Origin of the sequence: Aestuariibacter salexigens DSM 15300, assembly GCF_000429145.1 — a bacterium.
GTDB classification, from domain to species: Bacteria; Pseudomonadota; Gammaproteobacteria; order Enterobacterales; family Alteromonadaceae; genus Aestuariibacter; species Aestuariibacter salexigens.
In genome coordinates this window covers 132,073-146,223 of sequence record NZ_KE386852.1, presented here as the reverse complement: position 1 = coordinate 146,223, position 14,151 = coordinate 132,073, and the positions used below count along the sequence as shown (strand labels likewise).

18 protein-coding genes are annotated in these 14,151 nt (G+C 49.1%); 7 read left to right on the top strand and 11 right to left on the bottom strand.

The features are described from left to right. Nucleotides 1-48: 48 nt before the first annotated feature. The 5 genes from G441_RS0117045 to G441_RS0117025 form a co-directional block, all read right to left on the bottom strand. On the bottom strand, nucleotides 49-1,266 hold the full coding sequence (locus tag G441_RS0117045) for a hypothetical protein (RefSeq protein WP_026377454.1): 1,218 nt from the start codon (nucleotides 1,264-1,266) through the stop codon (nucleotides 49-51). A 130-nt stretch (nucleotides 1,267-1,396) separates the two neighbouring features. Then, on the bottom strand, nucleotides 1,397-1,816 hold the full coding sequence (locus G441_RS0117040) for a DUF4426 domain-containing protein (protein WP_026377453.1): 420 nt from the start codon (nucleotides 1,814-1,816) through the stop codon (nucleotides 1,397-1,399). Between the two features lie 22 nt (nucleotides 1,817-1,838). Then, nucleotides 1,839-2,381: a YggT family protein gene (locus G441_RS0117035; RefSeq protein WP_026377452.1), complete on the bottom strand. Its 543-nt coding sequence runs from the start codon at nucleotides 2,379-2,381 to the stop codon at nucleotides 1,839-1,841. A gap of 19 nt (nucleotides 2,382-2,400) precedes the next feature. Then, entirely contained in the window at nucleotides 2,401-3,222 is an 822-nt protein-coding gene (gene proC / locus G441_RS0117030; RefSeq protein WP_026377451.1) for a pyrroline-5-carboxylate reductase, read from the bottom strand. 7 nt (nucleotides 3,223-3,229) lie between these two features. Beyond that, on the bottom strand, nucleotides 3,230-3,916 hold the full coding sequence (locus tag G441_RS0117025; RefSeq protein WP_026377450.1) for a YggS family pyridoxal phosphate-dependent enzyme: 687 nt from the start codon (nucleotides 3,914-3,916) through the stop codon (nucleotides 3,230-3,232). A 30-nt stretch (nucleotides 3,917-3,946) separates the two neighbouring features. Between G441_RS0117025 and G441_RS0117020 the strand changes: the two genes are divergently transcribed. From G441_RS0117020 to G441_RS0117005, 4 genes are read left to right on the top strand one after another with little or no spacing between them, the layout of a single operon-like run. Then, nucleotides 3,947-4,975, top strand: coding sequence for a type IV pilus twitching motility protein PilT (locus G441_RS0117020; RefSeq protein ID WP_026377449.1), 1,029 nt, complete (start codon nucleotides 3,947-3,949; stop codon nucleotides 4,973-4,975). 14 nt (nucleotides 4,976-4,989) lie between these two features. Then, nucleotides 4,990-6,102 carry a PilT/PilU family type 4a pilus ATPase gene (locus tag G441_RS0117015; RefSeq protein WP_026377448.1) on the top strand — a complete coding sequence of 371 codons (1,113 nt, stop codon included), beginning with the start codon at nucleotides 4,990-4,992 and terminating at the stop codon, nucleotides 6,100-6,102. 27 nt (nucleotides 6,103-6,129) lie between these two features. Further along, on the top strand, nucleotides 6,130-6,855 hold the full coding sequence (locus G441_RS19035) for a TMEM175 family protein (RefSeq protein ID WP_051275691.1): 726 nt from the start codon (nucleotides 6,130-6,132) through the stop codon (nucleotides 6,853-6,855). Further along, nucleotides 6,852-7,166 carry a putative signal transducing protein gene (locus tag G441_RS0117005; protein WP_026377447.1) on the top strand — a complete coding sequence of 105 codons (315 nt, stop codon included), beginning with the start codon at nucleotides 6,852-6,854 and terminating at the stop codon, nucleotides 7,164-7,166. Before G441_RS19035 ends, G441_RS0117005 begins: the two co-directional genes overlap by 4 nt. Before the next feature lie 3 nt (nucleotides 7,167-7,169). Here the strand turns inward: G441_RS0117005 and ruvX are convergent, their stop codons facing one another. The 4 genes from ruvX to G441_RS19030 all read right to left on the bottom strand — a co-directional run bounded on the left by ruvX (nucleotide 7,170) and on the right by G441_RS19030 (nucleotide 9,986). Beyond that, nucleotides 7,170-7,601 carry a Holliday junction resolvase RuvX gene (ruvX, locus tag G441_RS0117000; protein ID WP_026377446.1) on the bottom strand — a complete coding sequence of 144 codons (432 nt, stop codon included), beginning with the start codon at nucleotides 7,599-7,601 and terminating at the stop codon, nucleotides 7,170-7,172. Further along, nucleotides 7,594-8,151, bottom strand: coding sequence for a YqgE/AlgH family protein (locus tag G441_RS0116995; RefSeq protein WP_026377445.1), 558 nt, complete (start codon nucleotides 8,149-8,151; stop codon nucleotides 7,594-7,596). Before G441_RS0116995 ends, ruvX begins: the two co-directional genes overlap by 8 nt. Before the next feature lie 17 nt (nucleotides 8,152-8,168). Further along, nucleotides 8,169-9,116: a glutathione synthase gene (gene gshB, locus G441_RS0116990; RefSeq protein WP_026377444.1), complete on the bottom strand. Its 948-nt coding sequence runs from the start codon at nucleotides 9,114-9,116 to the stop codon at nucleotides 8,169-8,171. Between the two features lie 138 nt (nucleotides 9,117-9,254). Beyond that, nucleotides 9,255-9,986: a hypothetical protein gene (locus G441_RS19030; protein WP_034475500.1), complete on the bottom strand. Its 732-nt coding sequence runs from the start codon at nucleotides 9,984-9,986 to the stop codon at nucleotides 9,255-9,257. 156 nt (nucleotides 9,987-10,142) lie between these two features. Between G441_RS19030 and G441_RS0116980 the strand changes: the two genes are divergently transcribed. Then, on the top strand, nucleotides 10,143-11,300 hold the full coding sequence (locus G441_RS0116980; RefSeq protein ID WP_026377443.1) for a sensor histidine kinase: 1,158 nt from the start codon (nucleotides 10,143-10,145) through the stop codon (nucleotides 11,298-11,300). Continuing rightward, on the top strand, nucleotides 11,297-11,941 hold the full coding sequence (locus G441_RS0116975) for a response regulator (RefSeq protein WP_026377442.1): 645 nt from the start codon (nucleotides 11,297-11,299) through the stop codon (nucleotides 11,939-11,941). Before G441_RS0116980 ends, G441_RS0116975 begins: the two co-directional genes overlap by 4 nt. A 269-nt stretch (nucleotides 11,942-12,210) precedes the next feature. On the opposite strand, the gene budC is transcribed toward G441_RS0116975, so the two are convergent. Then, entirely contained in the window at nucleotides 12,211-12,972 is a 762-nt protein-coding gene (budC, locus tag G441_RS0116970) for a meso-2,3-butanediol dehydrogenase (RefSeq protein WP_026377441.1), read from the bottom strand. Nucleotides 12,973-13,140: 168 nt separating this feature from the next. Here budC and G441_RS19745 point away from each other — a divergent pair, with 168 nt between their 5' ends. Continuing rightward, nucleotides 13,141-13,392: a hypothetical protein gene (locus G441_RS19745; RefSeq protein ID WP_156896404.1), complete on the top strand. Its 252-nt coding sequence runs from the start codon at nucleotides 13,141-13,143 to the stop codon at nucleotides 13,390-13,392. 163 nt (nucleotides 13,393-13,555) lie between these two features. Here G441_RS19745 and G441_RS0116965 read toward each other — a convergent pair whose 3' ends face one another. Continuing rightward, entirely contained in the window at nucleotides 13,556-13,792 is a 237-nt protein-coding gene (locus G441_RS0116965) for a hypothetical protein (RefSeq protein ID WP_034475496.1), read from the bottom strand. Between the last annotated feature and the right edge of the window lie 359 nt (nucleotides 13,793-14,151).

Sequence of the window (14,151 nt, the reverse complement as noted above, 5' to 3'; positions counted from 1 at the left end):
ACGCCCCGCGTAGAGAGCGGGGCGTTGAAAAGCGGAGCGGACTGCTGACTACAAAATTTGCGACAGTTCGTTGCCAGAGGCTGAATATAGATAATAACCGGAAGTATCGTCTTTATTGGTGTAGACAATCCAGCGGTTTTCATCATTGCTATGACCGATAATTTTCACGCTCTGCTGTTCGAATGTTGCTGCAAAGCGTTTAAAGAGGTCGGCTTCTGCGTCATTGGCGTCGTCAAACACCTGATACCCTAATTCGGCGTTAGCGTCTCTTACCCCGTACACTCTGGTATAGTCAGAAGAGAACACGACATCATCTGTCGTCAAACCTTTTGCACTGTGCAAGGTGTTGGCCTGCATGCTTGCCAGGTCTAGTACGTTCAATGCTGTGTCATCCCCGGTTTGACTCAGGTAGTAAAAGCGCTGGCTTTCACCATCCAATGTCAGCGGTGTGAATTCACCACCGGGCACGCTGATACGCTGCCAGTCGTCGTTCACATAGCGGAATAATTGCGCTGCCTGCCCAAAATCATTACCAAACGCAAAGATAAGTTCATCATCTGCGTTGGTGATGTAGCGAGCATTGGCGACCGGCGCACGGGCAAGTGCCTGACCCATACGGCCGGTGCGGATATTGAGCCTGTGTACAGTTGAATACTGTTTCTCATATTCTTGCATATCCAGTTGGCTGCGCTCTTTGTCATCCTGGAAAACGCGGCTACCACCAGGCATCGGCGTGGCCGAAATCAGCACATGCTTATCGTCCTCCAGCATCGGGTTGACCAGCTTCGCCCAGCCGAATACATCTTTATTTTTACGCAATTTGGTGCCGACCTGTGCTTCACCGGCACGGTAGCCGAACACCATTTCACCGTATTTTCCGTCTGCATCTACAGCATAAAGCTCGCCATAATATTTGGATTTATCATCCCAGGGATCGCGCTGCAGTACTTCAATGAGCAGGCGGTTATTACACGACCAGTAAAAGTTACCTACCTCTTGTGTTTTACCAAAATTTGCGCCACCTACGGTTTCAAATGAATCGGTTTTAACTACGATCATTTGGCGCATGCCATTATTCATTAAACCAATAGCCAGATGATCGCCGTCTGGCGAGATCTGTACGTCAGGGAATACGTCCATTTTGCCATAGCCCGGTGCGGCGGCGTGTGCACCTAGTGATATCGCTGACGAGAACAGCAGGCATGCGACGCCTGTGCGAAGTGCGCTGACACTTTGTGAGTGCTTCAGCCGAGAAAAAAAGTCCATGGTGCGTCCTTTGAGATTGTCTTTGACCTGTCTAAAGTTTAGTTAACAAGGTCAATAACGTCCGTTTCAAAGTGTATCAAAATATGCCAATTGACATACTGTACTGACGTCCGGTTTTGTCGAGTCTGGTTTAATCCACGTAGATTTTTTGCTGGAACGCCAGCGTCTGGCTGGTTTGATGGTCTCGGATAGTGATGTCGAAGCGATAGGTTTCCTGATCCCTGAACGGTAACACTGCCAGATAGTATATGGCGTCACCGTCCTGAACCTCTTTAAACGTCAACGCTTTGGTGGTACCAATCAGGTTCCTGGCATTGCCTTCAACGATCAGCGACTGCGCTTTCTGGGTGGCAGAATCAAGCACTGAAATATTGACCAGAGCGTTAAATTTACTGCGCACAATACCTGCTCCCTGAGCCACTTCAGGGGTCAGAAAAGTCGTGCCCACTACCATGTAATGCACATCCCAGTCACCCAGTACCTGTTTTTGTTCAGCCCAGATGCTGGCTGAAAATATCAGTAAAAATAGACACACAAAATGTTTCAACATACTCATTAACCCCTTAACTTAATCAGAAGTGACCAAGCAGGTCCTGCATAAGAATTTGCAGAAACTGTAAACCGATGAGCGCAATCAGTATGGATAAATCCAATCCGCCCATAGGCGGAATGATCCGCCGAATGGGGGCCAGAAAGGGTTCGGTCAATTGTTGCAGGACATATTCAATCGGGTTGCTTCCCTGGCTCACCCAGCTGAGGATGGCCCGGATCACCAACACCCAAAAAACAATACTGAAGGCTTCTTTGAGCACAATCAGCGCAGCACCAATGAACAAGGAAAGAGGGTTGATAGTAATACCGCCTATCAGAACGCCCAACACCACAATTTTCAAGCTGGCAACCAACAGCGCGAGAATAAGCGTCGCGGTGTCAAACCTGCCAATCGGCGGAAGGATACGCCGCATAGGGCCTATCAGTGGATGCGTCGCCTTGACAACGAATTGACTGAACGGGTTATAAAAATCCGCTTGCGCCAACTGGAGCCACAGACGCAAAAGCACAACCATCAGATACAAATCGAACAGGGTGCCAATTAAAAACTGTGTCGCATTCATTATTGCGTGTTCCTGCTAATTAAAACTCTTTCGCCATGGCTTCAGCGCGTGTCACTGCTGATTGCATCGCGCCGCTGACCAATTGTTCGAGACCATTTTCCTGAAAATGACGGATGGCTTCGAAGGTCGTGCCACCTTTTGATGTAACTTGGGCTCGAAGCTCGTCCAATTCAAGCTGCTGATTGTGACAAACCATTTCTGCAGCGCCAAGCATGGCCTGCTCAACCAGAGTTCTGGCGTCCTGGCGGGAGAATCCCATTGCCATCGCTTCTTTGTGCATAGCTTCCAGGAACAGGAAAAAATACGCGGGGCTACTGCCTGCAGCTGCTATCACGCCGTTAATCATCGACTCTTCGTTGACGGTGACCACTTTGCCGACGCTAGCCATGATGGTTTCGACCTGTGAAACCTGCTGCGCAGTGACTTCTTCGCTTGCGTAGACACCGCTCATGCCCTTGCCGATGAGACTCGGCGTATTTGGCATTACGCGAATCATAGGGTATTGGCCTCCGAGCATTTGCTGCAGTCGCGCAACTTCAATACCTGCGGCGATAGAGACGAATACTTTTTTGTCCAAATCCGGTGCTTGTTTAAGCTCAGCACAGACCTGCTCCATCAGCTGCGGCTTAACGGACAACACAATGATATCCGCTTGCTGCATTGCCTCCAGGTTGGAGGTGGTGACACGAATAGCAAAATCAGCCTGTAAAGCATCGAGTTTTGGCGTAGAAGGATTACTGGCAGTGATGTTCTGGGCCGGGTAACCGCTTTCAACCAGTCCGCCGATGATACTGCGGGGCATATTTCCGGCGCCGATAAATGCGAGACGTTGTTGTTGCATAATGCTCCTATTGTCTTGGTCCAAAAATCGCAGTGCCTAATCTTATCATGGTTGAGCCATGAATGATTGCCTGCTGCCAGTCAGATGACATCCCCATCGACAGCGTATCTGCAGTTTGGTACTGCTGCTTGAGGCGTTCAAACAGCGCCAACATATTGCTGAATGACGCGTATTGCTGAGCGTCTGATGAGTCCGCTTTGGGGATGGCCATCAGGCCGCGCAGCACAATGCGGGGATATTGCTGGATAGCGTCAGCGAGCGCCATGACATCATCTGGAGAGACGCCTGACTTGCTGTGCTCATCATCGATGTTGACCTGAATCGTGACGTTAAGAGGAGATTTGTGCGGACTACGCTGCTCATGCAAACGGCGTGCAATTTTTTCCCTGTCCAGTGCCTGAAACCAGTCAAAATGCTCTGCAACAAGGCGGGTTTTGTTCGACTGTAGAGGCCCGATAAAATGCCACTCGATATCGCTAAGATGTTCAAGAGCCTGAACTTTATCGACCCCTTCCTGAACATAGTTCTCGCCAAACAAACGTTGTCCCGCTTCATACGCTTGCTCGATATCCGATACGGGTTTGGTTTTGCTAACCGCTAGCAATTGCACACTTTTTGTTGGACGATGGGCGTCAATTGTAGTGCGTTCAATGTAATCTCGTGCGGTTTTGAGTCGTTCTGCTATTGTTTTCATTATGCACCAGATGTCACGGAGTCAATGCCTGTGGATATTACCGAACTTTTAGCTTTCAGTGTGAAGAATAACGCGTCAGATTTGCACCTTAGTGCCGGTCTGCCTCCTATCATCCGAGTCGACGGTGAAATGCGCCGACTCAATGTGCCTGAGTTGGATCATAAACAGGTCCACTCACTGGTCTATGAAATCATGAATGACCGGCAGCGCAAAGAATACGAAGAAAACCTGGAAGTGGATTTTTCATTTGAAGTGAAGGATTTGTCGCGCTTTCGTGTCAATGCGTTTGTGCAAAACCGCGGTGCCGCGGCTGTCTTGCGTACTATCCCCAGTACGGTATTGACCCTGGATGATTTAGGCGCACCGGAAATATTTAAACAAATCATCAACCAGCCAACCGGTATCGTGCTGGTCACCGGAGCAACCGGCTCAGGTAAATCAACCACGCTGGCGGCGATGGTGGACTATATCAACTCGCATAAACGAGACCACATTCTCACCATCGAGGATCCGATCGAATTTGTACACGACAATAAATTGAGCGTCATCAACCAGCGTGAGGTGCACCGTGACACCAAGAGTTTCTCCAATGCGTTGCGCTCTGCTCTGCGTGAAGACCCCGATGTTATCCTGGTAGGTGAATTGAGGGACCTGGAAACCATTCGTTTGGCAATTTCAGCTGCGGAAACCGGTCACCTCGTGTTTGGCACCTTGCACACCAACTCCGCACCGAAAACCATTGACCGTATCATTGACGTGTTTCCAGCTGAGGAAAAGGGCATGGTGCGGTCTATGCTCTCCGAGTCATTGCGTGCCGTTATTTCACAAACCTTGCTCAAGAAGATTGGTGGGGGACGTGTTGCTGCACACGAAATTATGGTCGGGATCCCGGCTATCCGTAATCTGATCCGTGAAGATAAAGTGCCGCAGATGTATTCCGTTATCCAGACCGGTCAGTCACACGGTATGCAGACCATGGACCAGTGTCTGCAAAAACTGGTTGCAACCGGTGTGATCTCCGCACAGGATGCAAAAGATAAAATGGTCGACAAGCACTAGAGAGGGTAAGGCTGATGAATCTGGATTATTATCTCGAGCGCATGGTGGATGAGGGAGCGTCGGACCTTTTCGTCACTGTCGGGTTTCCGGTCAGCGCAAAAATCAACGGTCAGCTGACGCCACTGGACGATGCTGTGCTGGATGCTGAGGCGGCACTAGATTTGGTACATAGTGCCATGACAGAAGCCCAGCAGACCGAGTTTACAGACAGCAAGGAATGTAACTTTGCGATTGCCAGGGACGGAGTCGGCCGATTCCGCTGCAGTGCATTCTGGCAACGCGATCTGGCCGGCATGGTGGTGCGTCAGATTGTCACCCAGATCCCTGCCGTAGACGATTTGGGACTGCCGCAGGTACTCAAAGATGTGATCATGTCCAAAAGGGGATTAGTGCTGTTTGTCGGTGGTACGGGCACGGGTAAATCGACATCGCTGGCAGCCTTGATTGGCCATCGAAATCAAAATTCCCGTGGACATATTCTGACCATAGAAGACCCGATTGAATTTGTGCATGAGCATGCTGGCTGTGTGGTCACACAGCGAGAGGTCGGCATTGACACACACTCGTTTGATGATGCCCTCAAGAGCTCGTTGCGACAGGCACCTGACGTCATTCTAATTGGTGAGATTCGCTCAATGGAAACCATGGAATACGCCATGTCTTTCGCCGATACCGGGCACTTATGTGTCGCGACTCTGCACGCAAACAATGCCAACCAGGCGATTGAACGTATCATGCACCTGGCGCCGAAAGATATGCATGACAAACTGCGATTTGACCTGAGTCTGAACATTCGCGCTATCGTTGCTCAGCAACTGGTGCCGACCAAAGACGGCACGGGACGCTGCGCCGCAATCGAAATTTTGCTCAACTCACCGCTCATTACGGATCTAATACAGCGTAATGAAATAGGCAGTCTCAAAGATGCGATGAAAAAAGGCAAAGAGGCGGGTATGCAGACCTTTGATATGGCGTTATATGACTTGTATAAAGAAGGTCGTATTGAGCTTGACCAGGCCTTGCACCATGCCGATTCGCCTAATGATTTGCGTCTGATGATTAAGCTTGATAGCAGTGACGGAACCAGCCTGGGCTCGCTCACTGATGTGTCGATTGATATGGACTAACCGCGTGTAATCAGGAGCGCCTCACGCATGCAGGATAATGTGACGGACGCAACACCCCAGCGTTTTCGTTTTAGGTTACGCGGTGAAAGCATGGACCGGCTCGAAACCTTCGTGGCTGCCGCGTTCGCCTTTGCCGTGACCATGCTGGTCATCTCTATCGATGACGTGCCAAAGACATTCGACGAATTTGTTATGGCCGTCAAGCTGGTGCCTTCATTTGCCGCCAGTTTTGCGATTGTCGCCTGGATCTGGGCAACCCATGCCAACTGGTGCCGTCGCTATGGTCTGGAGGACGGGCCGTCAATCGTCATGAGCTGCGTATTGGTCTTTCTGGTACTGGTATATGTTTTTCCGCTGCGCCTGATGATGCAAGGCTTATTTGCCGTGTTGTCCGACGGCTTTCTGCCTTCCGAGATGCGCTACAGCAGCGTAGATGAAGTGCGCTTTATGTTTATTTTCTATGCTTGCGGATTCTGGGCGTTATCGGCAAATTTCTTTGTACTGTTTCATTACGCACTGAAGAAAAGAGAGCAGATTGGCTTGAGCGAACAGGAAGTCTTTCAGACCGAAACAGATAAACAGTCCTGGGCATTAACCAATGTTGTGCCCTTAGTGAGCATGTTGATAGCGCTGTATGCGCAAGACCAGAACATTGGCTGGTCAGGATTTGCGTACTTCTTACTCTTCCCTGTGCTGACCAGCCATGCTGTGCTGCGCAACCGTAAGTTTGCGAGGCTGACGAGTCAACCATGATCAAGATATTCAGCAGCGAAGACCGTTTTCAGGTAGCCCGCGTTAAGGATATGCTAGACGCTAATCACATACCGTGCTTCATCAAGAATGAATTTTCTATTGGGGGAGTAGGGGAGCTGTCTCCCTTCGATGCCTGGCCGGAAGTGTGGCTGAGTGATGAAGAATGGCAGTCCAAGGCTCTGCGCCTTATTGACGAGCTACAGTCAGGCTCTGGTGATGGCGCTGAGTGGCGGTGTCCGAGTTGCGGTGAACATAATGACGCCACCTTTGAAATTTGCTGGCAGTGTCAGCAGCCTCGAAGTGCGACTTAGTCGTTAACTTGACTGCCGGGATGACCAGCTTTCGAAAATTAAACAGGCAGACGCACTGTCCACTTTTCCTTTACTGAGTTTTTTGTAACCTCCCTGTTCGAACAAAGTCGCTTTGGCGTCGACGGTGGTCAGCCGTTCATCACAGGTGTCGATGGGACGTTTGAATTTGGCGTGAAGTCGGTTGGCAAATTTCTTCGCCGCATACGTAAGCGGCTGCCAGCTGCCATCCATATTAAGCGGTAATCCGACGAGCATGAGTTGAGGGGACCACTCATCGACAAGACGTTGAATGATATCCCAGTCAGGGATGCCATCACGCGCCTTGATGGCCTCAAGCGGTGACGCCGTGCCAGTAATTTCCTGACCCACTGCGACGCCAATACTTTTCATACCAAAATCGAAGGTGAGCACCGTGCGGTGTCCCTGATCAGGCATGCCCTGCCTCTGGTCCCAATTGCCAGATATCGATACCAAGCTTTTTGACTGCCTTTTCCCACTTTTCGGTGACAGGGGTGTTAAACAGAATATCCAGATCGGCTTCGACAGTGAGCCAGGAGTTGTGCTGGATCTCATGTTCGAGTTGTCCACCAGACCAGCCCGCATAGCCCAATGCGACAATCGCTTTGTCAGGCGCGTTGTTATTACCCAGGGCGCTAAGAATATCTTTTGACGTGGTGACCATGATGTCAGAAGTTAATTGCAGGCTGGAAGACCAACCGGACTGTGTGGTGTGCAGGATAAATCCTCGGTCGCGACTTACCGGACCACCTGCAAGTACAGGGGTTTCTGCTTTTTCGGGTAACACGATGGCATCCTGCTCGGTCTGTTCCAGCAGTTCTTTCAATGTCATGCCAACCGGCTGGTTGATCACGATCCCCATTGCGCCGTCCTCATTATGCTCACAGATATAGGTCAGACTCCGTGAAAAGTACGGGTCGTCCAGGCTGGGCATGGCAATCAGGAACTGGTTCTCAAACGTTTGCATTGGGGCGGAGGTCTCCTTCATCGACATCGTTTCTCTATCGCATCAAATAGTTTAGCGCATATATTGATATCATATGCGGCCTCTATTTCGCGTACACAAGTAGGGCTGGTGACATTAATTTCTGTGACTTTATCACCGATAACGTCCAGACCAACAAACAACAAGCCGCGTTTCACTAATGTTGGCGCAACCGTTTCTGCTATCCGTCGGTCGGAATCTGACAAAGGCTGTGCGCGCCCGGTGCCACCGGCGGCGAGGTTGCCCCGCGTTTCTCCCTGGCTGGGCAAGCGGGCCAGTGCGTAAGGAATGACTTCGCCGTCGACGATCAATATGCGTTTGTCTCCGTCTTTAATCTCCGGCATGTAACGTTGAAACATAGCGTATTGCTGGCCATGTTGCGTGAGGGTTTCGATGATGACACCAAGATTGGTGCCCGACTGGTCGACGCGAAATATAGACGCGCCACCCATACCGTCAAGCGGTTTACAGATGATGTCGCCATGTTGTTGATGAAATGCTCGGATATGACTGGCCTGACGAGTCACCAGGGTGTCAGGGATCAGCTCAGGAAACCACGACGTGAAGAGCTTTTCATTGAAGTCCCTCAAACTTTGCGGTTTATTAACGACCAATGTTCCTCTTTGCTCGGCCAGGTCGAATATCTGTGTGGCATACAGGTATTCTCGGTCAAAAGGGGGATCTTTGCGCATAAGCAGCACATCGAGATCGCTCAACTGACAGGTTTCTACTTCGCCCAGATGGTACCAATCCTGGATGTCTTCTTTGACCGCAAGTTTGCGCATGGTCGCCATGGGCACACCGTTATTTATAAACAGGTCATCCATTTGCATGTAGTAGATGTCGTATTGCCTGTTCTGTGCTTCCAGCAACATGGCAAAACTGGTGTCTTTACGGATATTGATCGAACCGATCGGATCCATCACGATACCGAGCTTCAAACTCACGGGCGACTCCTCAGATTTCTATCGTTGTGTACATTTACACCAACAAAACGGGCTAGTATAGCTGTGAAAATGGAGATAAACCTCGCAAACTCAAGCGAAACAACACAATTAACCTGCTTAAGACTCGCAGTCAGCGACTCAACCAGCAATAGATACGGTATTGTAACGTCTGGCAAGACGGGAAATTACTACACTACCGATGACACCTGGCGCAACCCAGAACAGCAGTTGCCATTGGCCCAGCCCTTCAAATAAATAGCGCCCTCCGAAAGCGATGAATGCAGTATGCGCACCAATACCTGAGCCGATAAGTGAACTAAAATGCTCAACCACCCAGGCCTTGGAAGAGTGGCTGGCACGAAAGCAAAAACGCAGGTGTTGGATGGCCAGAACAGGACCAAATATGCCGAACAGAATGTACAGGGTTGAACTTCTCTGTAAACCGACAATCAGTAAAGCAATGCCCGCGATCAAGACTAAAAAGGCCGGTGCAACATGTGTCAGACGTTTTAATTGTGAAAGCGCATGCTTCGCGCGCACCACTTCTACACCCTGACGCACAGCAACATAGGTCAGCAGACTGAGATAAAGTAAGAAGGCCCAGAATAGCCTTATGCTTGTGACGAAAGCTTCCGGGTCCATCCCCTCTTTGAGGAGATGCCCTTTTATCGATAAAGGTACAGCAAGGACTATCAAGGCCATCAGCGAACCAGACAGAACCACTACATACATGGTTCTAGCATAATAGCGACCGAATTGGACGTGATTGAGGCTGCCTTTTTTCATAAATGCAGGTAGCCAGAACAGACACAATGCCATGCTCCCCGCGATGATATGTACATAGAATAACAATAGATGAATTGAGACCATGGCGTTCACTCCGAATATGACAGGTGCCTAGCGTAGTGCCACCTCTTGATGCCTGACAGTGCCGAAAGTCATAAAATAATCCATGACTTTTGACCTATTGCCGTTATCAATAAGCGAGGCATACTGGACGAGGCGTCGACAGCAGATGAATGCAGAATGGCAAAGATTCAGGACATATTGAGAATAGACAGGGAACGTATCAGTGCAATCGCCACCTGGTTAGTGGTGATGTGTATTGCCCTGTACTACATGGCGAAAAGTGAAAATTACCCCATTGAACACTTGCTGATCACTGGCGGTCTTTTTGTGATTTTCATCGCGTTATGGATGCAAACAACCAGCGATAGTAACGCTCGACCTACAATTATTCCGACGACTGAAAATCAGTATCGCTTGGTATTGCTGGTAATTGAGTACGGTTGCATCATTGCGCTGTACTATATGGTGCCATTTAGTTTTGTCGCGATTCTATGCGTGATCTGGAGTGCCCAGCTCCCTTACTTTTTCTCATTACGTACTGCGCTTTGGTCGTCACCCCTCTGGTCCGCTCCGTTATGGCTTGTGCACACCTACCACTGGGGGGAACAGCACGCCCATATCATGACATTGCTGTTCTGGACCTTTAACCTGTTTGCGCTGGTGACCATCAATACGCTGCGTAACGAGCAGGAGGCAAGAGAAGCCGCAAACCAACTGAATCGGGAACTGATGGCCACGCAGGATTTACTGCAGCAGGCTACCCGCCAGGCGGAACGGGTGCGAATTGCACGCAATATTCATGACTTGCTTGGCCATCACCTTACCGCGTTAACGATTAAATTGCAGGTCGCACAGCGAACCTGTGATACGAGTCTCAAAGGCAATATTGATGAGTGCTATCAGTTAGCGAAGCTGCTTCTTAGTGATGTTCGAGAAGCCGTGTCTGAGATCCGTGAACGAGGCGAACTGGATCTTGAGCAGGCGCTCAACAGCCTGTTCAACAATGTTGAACAATTGGATATCACTTTTAATATCGAACAGGACTGCCGCGTCGATGACGTGGCGACGGCCGAGGCATTACTCAGGTGCATTCAGGAAAGCCTGACCAATAGCCTGCGTCATGCTCAGGCATCGACATTTTCTGTCAATGTGCAGCGGCGAAATGGACAATTACATTGCACCATTGCCGATAACGGAACGCCGGATAAAACCTTTACTCCCGGCAATGGGCTGAACGGTATCGCGGAACGTGTTAATGCACTGGGTGGCAGGGTTGATTTTGCTGCGACGGCCAGTGGCTTCATTACACAGATATGGATTCCGGAGGCAACATGATTGTTCGCGTTATGCTGGTTGATGACCAGACTCTCGTCAGGGAAGGAATAAAAAGTTTATTGTCTCTGTCAGAGAAAATTCAGGTTGTAGCGGAGGCCGGTGACGGTGAGCAGGCCATCTCACAGCTTGTAGAAAACGATATTGACGTGATGCTTCTGGACATTCGTATGCCACGCATGAACGGCATTCAGACACTGCAGGCGCTGTCTGAGCAAGGCATTACCGTACCAGTGATCATGCTAACCACGTTCGATGATCATGAACTTATCCTGCAGGCACTGCAAAAAGGCGCGAAAGGTTATCTGCTTAAAGACGTTTCTCTTGAAACGCTGGTGGAGGGGATAGAGACCGTTTATAAGGGTAACACGCTGATCCAACCGGCGATTACCGAGCGGGTTGTGCAAAGTCTGAAAGGAGTCAGCAGCGAGTTTGAGAGTTTCAGCGAGCCTGAAAAGCTGTCAGAAAAAGAACTCGAAATACTGCGTTTGATGGCCTCAGGTTGCAGTAACCGTGAGATTGCCGAGGCCATGTTTAAGTCGGAAGGGACGATTAAAAATCAGGTTTCCAGCGTGCTGGCAAAACTTGGCGTCAGAGACCGAACCAGAGCGGTTCTAAAGGCTATTGATCTGGGATTGCTGTAAATGTGAATTGTTTCTGAAATATAGATTAGCTTAATCTTATTTAATCGTTTTAATGAATATTCCAGTATGGCTACAGTGACGGTGTAAACCAACAGGAGATCAAGATGATTAAAATACTTAAACAGATAGTCAATCCGACAGGTTCATCGTCAACGCAACCGAAGCTATCGTGCAATTATGCCAATAATTATTATGGTGATCAGCTATGTGTCTCATCTGAACCCCATCAAATGAGACAGCGATAGTCAATCTCATCACTGCCTCGCGGCTTATCCCATCATATTGGGTTGGCCGTTTGAGGCAGAGAGCCCACCATCTACTGGCATGATGACGCCGTTCACAAACTGGGCTTTTTCACTGGCCAAGTAAAAGATTACATCTGCCACCTCTTCTGGTTTGGCAGCGCGTTTCATAGGCATACGATTTTTAAACTTTTCCATAAGGTGTTCATTGCTGACGACACCTTTGCTCATATCCGTGACGGTAAGACTGGGTGCAACCGCATTGATGCGAATGCCACGTGGTGCGAGGTCAAGCGCCAGGCCCTTAGTCATGAGATTAAGCGCACCTTTGGTAGTGTTATAGGCGAATCCACCCCAATCCCCCCCAATCCCGGATACAGACGACACGTTCACAATAGCGCCACGGGTTTTCTCAAGGTGTGGTAACGCTGCCTTGATCGCCATAAATGGCCCGTTCACATTCACAGCCAGACCGTTTTGGAATTCATCCAGCGTAATATTATCCAGACTGTTAAATACCGCCACGCCGGCATTGTTGACCAGCACGTCGATCCTGCCGAACGCCTCTATTGTCGACTGGATAAGTGCTGACACATCTTCCGACTTAGACACATCACCCACTACTATAAGGGCATTGTTGCTATCTAATTGGTCTGCTGATTGTTCCAGCTTTTCTTTCGTACGGCCATTTAACACCACGGCATAGCCCGCGTTAGCAAACACTGCAGCGGTTGCTCGACCGATACCAGAGCCGGCACCGGTGACAATTACAACTTTTTGGTCAGCCATCTTTTATCCTCGACAGATTAGTAAATGAATACGTGGTTATAGCGTTGGTACGAAAAAATCGCCAGGCCGGATGTGAGTTCAGAATATGGTGTAGAAATTAGCCATCAAGGGCGTATACTCAAACACGTAAATTAAGTAATAGCATTCTGTTTTTAAAAGGAAAATAGTATGAAAAGGACTGTATTTGGATTGCTTGCTATCACCCTTATTCAAGGTTGCTCATCGTTCACTTTTAACCCCAGAGAGCAAGCATCATCTATCGAGAAGCGGCATGCACCCAATGTGAAGTTAGGCAGTACCTGCTACTGGGACAGTGACAGGAGTGGCGGTAGTTGCCCTGCATCAAGACAAGATCTGATTGGCGCATATTGCAGCTGTAATACATTGGAAGGTGTGCAACAGGGTACAATAGGTATCTAATGCATGGAACGATACACGTTAGATGGGCTATGCCACATTGGTGTTATAGCGGCAGCTTCCTAAAACAATTTTCCGTCCATGTAATTTCTCGTGCCTTTGAGTCAAAAAATCTTTCATCACCAAAAACACATTGGTGGGCGTGTTTCTAGCAGCGAACAGAAACTTAGCGGTTTTGATAATGCCGGTGTTTATTGCCAGAAGATGATTTTAAGCTTTTTTTGTAGTTAGCATTGTGTGCTTCTTTGGTTCGAGGAATGCGAGCTGCAAGCAGAATAAATAAGCCGAAAAAAAGAGGTGGCAAAACAACAAAATACAGCCAGTTTTCGCTACCCATAAGCCAGATATAATATCCAACAGATGCTAATACCAACGTTGTGAAAGCGATCGATAACGTATTCATGACGTGTTTATCCACATTACTAAAGTACAATAATTACACGTCAAGCGAAAAAATGGTTCATTGCGCAGATGTCAATGTCGGTAAAATGTGCCAAGGAGATCCTGATATTCATTAGGATGACGAGCTGGTTTACGCTCTCTGAGGCACCCGTCGTCACGGGTGCGACGATCTGGATACGGGTGCGACTATCTAGATTCGAGTGCGACTCTATGGAGTAGGCTTAGAGTATTCACTTATTGATTCGGATGTAACGTACCAGGTTAGCGTTCAGAAACACTCTCACTGGAGAGTGTGCGCAAAAAGAACAAACAGGTATTGCGGATCCTGAGCAAAGCCTATCTTCAGTTTTGTACCAACCT